Source organism: Sporosarcina sp. P20a (assembly GCF_002743175.1).
In the GTDB taxonomy this organism is placed as follows: Bacteria; Bacillota; Bacilli; order Bacillales_A; family Planococcaceae; genus Sporosarcina.
This window is the reverse complement of record NZ_PDYT01000045.1, coordinates 1-3699: the sequence shown is the minus strand read 5'-3', so window position 1 is coordinate 3699 and position 3699 is coordinate 1. Positions and strand designations below refer to the sequence as shown.

Below are 3699 nucleotides of genomic sequence, written 5' to 3'. Positions count from 1 at the left end.
CATTGGAGTCCTCCTTGTTTATGATTCCGGGTCAAGTCGTCGATGCCTTGACACCCTGAATGATAACAAGGGGACTTTTCTTTTTCAATAGGGCCTCACTGACCAGACAGGAATGGCTCTGGGAGAATCGGGAATTGCTGATTAGTTGTGGAATCATAACGCAATGCAAATCCGTTCTCGACAAATGCGTGTCGAAGAATAGACGCCATTTCCACAGCGTGCTTTGACACTTCATAATATAAACCGTCTTCAAACAACGTTTCAAACTGAATCCCTAACAGTCTTCCTTTAGCGAGCAAGCCGCCTCTTTGTTTAATGTAATAGCGGAAATCCTTTTTCAGTGAATCATTTGTAATGACAACCGCTTCACCAAACAACGCACCGACTTTCGTTCCGCCAATATAGAACACATCACAAAGTCGTGCATAATCCGCTAACGTGATATCGTTATCCGCCGAAGCCAAACCATATCCTAATCGAGCACCGTCGAGTATTAATGGCAACTGATATTGTCCACAAACTTCACTCAAAACTTCCAATTCCGCCTTCGTATAAGTCGTTCCATTTTCTGTAGGATTGGAAATATACACAAGTCCAGGCTGTACACTATGCTCAGGACTCGCTTCATTCAAGTGAGCATCCACTAATTGCTTTACTTGCTTCGCCGTGATTTTCCCGTCTTCGCTAGGCAAAGTAAGCACTTTATGTCCAGTAGCTTCAATCGCTCCCGTTTCATGTGTCGCGATATGTCCACTCTCCGCAGCAACAGCTCCTTGATATGAACGTAAAATGGACGCAATGATCGTAGTATTCGTTTGAGTTCCCCCTACTAAAAAGTGCACATCCGCCTCATCAGCTTCGCACTCTTTCCGAATATACTCTCTAGCTTTTTCGCAGTGTTCATCCATACCGTATCCAGGAGTTTGTTCTTCGTTTGTCTCAATCAATCGTTGCAGAATCCGTGGATGAGCGCCTTCCGTATAATCATTTTCAAATCGTATCATCGTTGTCCATCTCCAAATATGCCTGATTTTTTCTGCAAGTATACCATAGAATGATGGATTTCTGTTGTAACTCAAATTGTTCTTATAATGATGAATATTTTGATTTTTATTCAATGAATAGCTGTTGTACTCCGTTCACATCTTGTAACTTTTCTGCAATAAAAACATCCAATTCTTCTTCATTCGTAAAGTCGTGTAACTCTTTACCATACCAATCCTGCAATTTCGATTTGCTGATTGTATAGGTAGTGTCTCCAAAATCAAAGACAACCCACTGTGCATTATCGATCAGCGCGAATAAGTAGCTAGCATTATATACTGCCGCCTCTTTATATTCACTTTCCTCCATTGAAGCACCCATATGTTCATATTGGATCGTCATTCCATAAGGTTCTATTTTGGTTTCCAGCGAAACTTCTTCAAACTGATCAGCATAAGGTAGTTGCTCAATTATATGAATTACTGCACTGTTATCGCCAATAAATGATCCTTTGTGCTCGAATAGATCTTCATTTGGCGCATCGGTAGTGGAACTGCAGCCGCTTAGAAGGAGTACTAGTATGAATGAAGACCAAAAGTATTTTGTGAAGTTTTTCATAGTATTCTCCTTTGGTAAAATATTTTTCTCTATCGCGCAATGAACATGACGATAGATGTTACTTGGATTTTACGCGGCTTGCCTACGCTTGGTGCTCAAAGTTGGAATTCGTTGATCTGCACTGTAGCCGGACGCGTGTCTTATAGGTGGGCGGTGAACCACACTCCTCGCTTCGCTCACAAAAGCCGTTCTTCGTTACGGCTCTTACCTGTTCACCCAGTCTCCCGCTGTAGCGAAGATCAACATTTTGACTAACTACTTTACCAAATGTTCTTTATTAATCGAATCATCATTTTTGGGATAAACATCAAGACGTTCCAAGCCACTTCAAATAAGATTGAATCCCTAAGCTCATTTAGGATATCTTTAAAAAAGCCGTTTCGTTTTTTTCTATTATTTTTCATCTTCTAAACTTCAATACCCCACTTATTTGAATTTCAATTTACTTTTTGTTGCAATAAATATATGGTTCGCCATAAAAATTCCTACTTTGCTACATATTTTTATCCACAGGCAAAGTCCCAATATTTTTTAACTACTACTCATTGTCCCTTTAGTTGAATTAAAAAAAGAGCTATTTTAGCAGCTCGATGATCTTCAAGTAAAGCCCCCCCATTTGCTTAGAGAATTAAAAATTTCCATTCTTAGCTTTGCTAGTTATAAATCGCTTTATATCACAAAACCCTATTATTCCACAGACGATTACACCGAGTCCTAAAATGCTTGTTAGAATCCAATTTTCTCCCCAACCAATGATTACACTGTATAAGCAACCTAACGCAATAACTAAAGCGGCATATTTTGCTCGCCATTTTTCTAGTTTCGAGGAACTGTCATTACTCAAAATAACCCACCTCCAATTTTGCTGGATGGTAAAAGTAGTAATTACACTTTTCAACTACTGCCCACGTTAACCGAAGGTCTAAAAGCATTTTAAAAACGATTTATTCGTCTTTTTCTTTCTGGTCATTGTCTTTTTCGAAATTCTTTTTCAAGGTTGTGTTAATATTAATTAAAGCTATTAATATAAAACCAAGCATGATGAAAGTGACAATTTCACCTGTAAAAAAAGATACAATACCTAATATCATGGCATATACCCCGTACCACTTGTTATTCATATGTTAAACCTCTCTTTTACCAAATTGCCCGACTATAGAATAGATAAAACTTAATCATCTATATTTTTCAACGAATTTGTCTTTCAGATTTAAAATAAGCTCAAACAAAAAGAAAGATAATAAGCCACTCCAAAAGATAAAACTCGGAGAGAACAAGCCACTTTCTGTTGATAAATAATAAAAGTAGTTCACCGCTGACACTAGCATGTAAGTATAAAAACCGAAGATTACTCCTTTTTTCGAGTTGAATGATTCTTTATCGCTCATCTTTTTAAAGAACACCACATTGTCACCTCTTTAACCTCGTAATCCAGAAAAATTCTTGTACAACCTTGTTCCGTTTATGCACCCAATAGTTAGATAGTGGTTTTAAACCGTTGATCCGCGCTGCAACCGGACGCTTTCTGGAGGGCGGGCGGTGAACCTCCCAGAGTCGCCGGTTTCCGCTCCGATTAACTAAGTGACTACGAATAAATCATGTATCGCAATCGCGCCCTATTGACGAAATTACCGACTCTTTTGCCATTTGGTAAAAGATATAGAAAAAGTGCTAACGAATGATATCAGAAATGAAACGCCCAAAATTATTGGTATAAATGTGAACGCATCGATAGTGCTCCCCTCAGTAGTCCAACTTGAAGCACCAGAAGGTCTCGAGAACGTGGTTGCTAATCCTTCTCCATTAGCTCCAAATATTAAAAACAAGACACCCAAAAATAAAAAAGCAATAGGAATTCCAAACAACTCTGTAATTTTATTTTTTCAATTTAATCTCTTCCCGTACTTAAGAAAATGTCCCTATTGCGGTATTGGCGCGCCTACTTGTAAAGCAATCGCTCCCGTTCAGGAATAATTTACGTCACACAGCTATATCCATTAGTTGAACGTTCACTAACAAGGATTTCCCTACTTTTAATTTCTTGAAAAGTAAAAGCCAGTTACAACTAACGCAATGGCAGTCTCGTCACATCATTTC

The 3699-nt window shown here is 38.6% G+C and carries 5 protein-coding genes; 1 reads left to right on the top strand and 4 read right to left on the bottom strand.

Annotated features, from left to right (window positions below; all coding sequences use genetic code 11):
- Window positions 1-95: 95 nt before the first annotated feature.
- The 4 genes from CSV72_RS16405 to CSV72_RS16945 all read right to left on the bottom strand — a co-directional run bounded on the left by CSV72_RS16405 (window position 96) and on the right by CSV72_RS16945 (window position 2723).
- Window positions 96-1004: a threonine aldolase family protein gene (locus CSV72_RS16405; protein ID WP_099679230.1), complete on the bottom strand. Its 909-nt coding sequence runs from the start codon at window positions 1002-1004 to the stop codon at window positions 96-98.
- A gap of 106 nt (window positions 1005-1110) precedes the next feature.
- Window positions 1111-1602, bottom strand: coding sequence for a DUF4825 domain-containing protein (locus tag CSV72_RS16400; protein WP_099679229.1), 492 nt, complete (start codon window positions 1600-1602; stop codon window positions 1111-1113).
- A gap of 628 nt (window positions 1603-2230) precedes the next feature.
- Window positions 2231-2446 (bottom strand): hypothetical protein, encoded by a 216-nt coding sequence (locus CSV72_RS16395; RefSeq protein ID WP_099662118.1) that lies wholly within the window; start codon window positions 2444-2446, stop codon window positions 2231-2233.
- Window positions 2447-2546: 100 nt separating this feature from the next.
- Window positions 2547-2723, bottom strand: coding sequence for a hypothetical protein (locus CSV72_RS16945; RefSeq protein ID WP_199170128.1), 177 nt, complete (start codon window positions 2721-2723; stop codon window positions 2547-2549).
- A gap of 526 nt (window positions 2724-3249) precedes the next feature.
- Here CSV72_RS16945 and CSV72_RS16825 point away from each other — a divergent pair.
- Complete coding sequence (locus CSV72_RS16825) at window positions 3250-3576, top strand: hypothetical protein (protein ID WP_158232251.1); 327 nt, start codon at window positions 3250-3252, stop codon at window positions 3574-3576.
- The last annotated feature ends 123 nt before the right edge of the window (window positions 3577-3699 follow it).

Bases quoted from the DNA above. Each gene is read 5' to 3' on its own strand.
- CSV72_RS16400 (WP_099679229.1), bottom strand. From the start codon at position 1,602: ATGAAAAACTTCACAAAATACTTTTGGTCTTCATTCATACTAGTACTC.
- CSV72_RS16945 (WP_199170128.1), bottom strand. From the start codon at position 2,723: ATGAATAACAAGTGGTACGGGGTATATGCCATGATATTAGGTATTGTA.
- CSV72_RS16405 (WP_099679230.1), bottom strand. From the start codon at position 1,004: ATGATACGATTTGAAAATGATTATACGGAAGGCGCTCATCCACGGATT.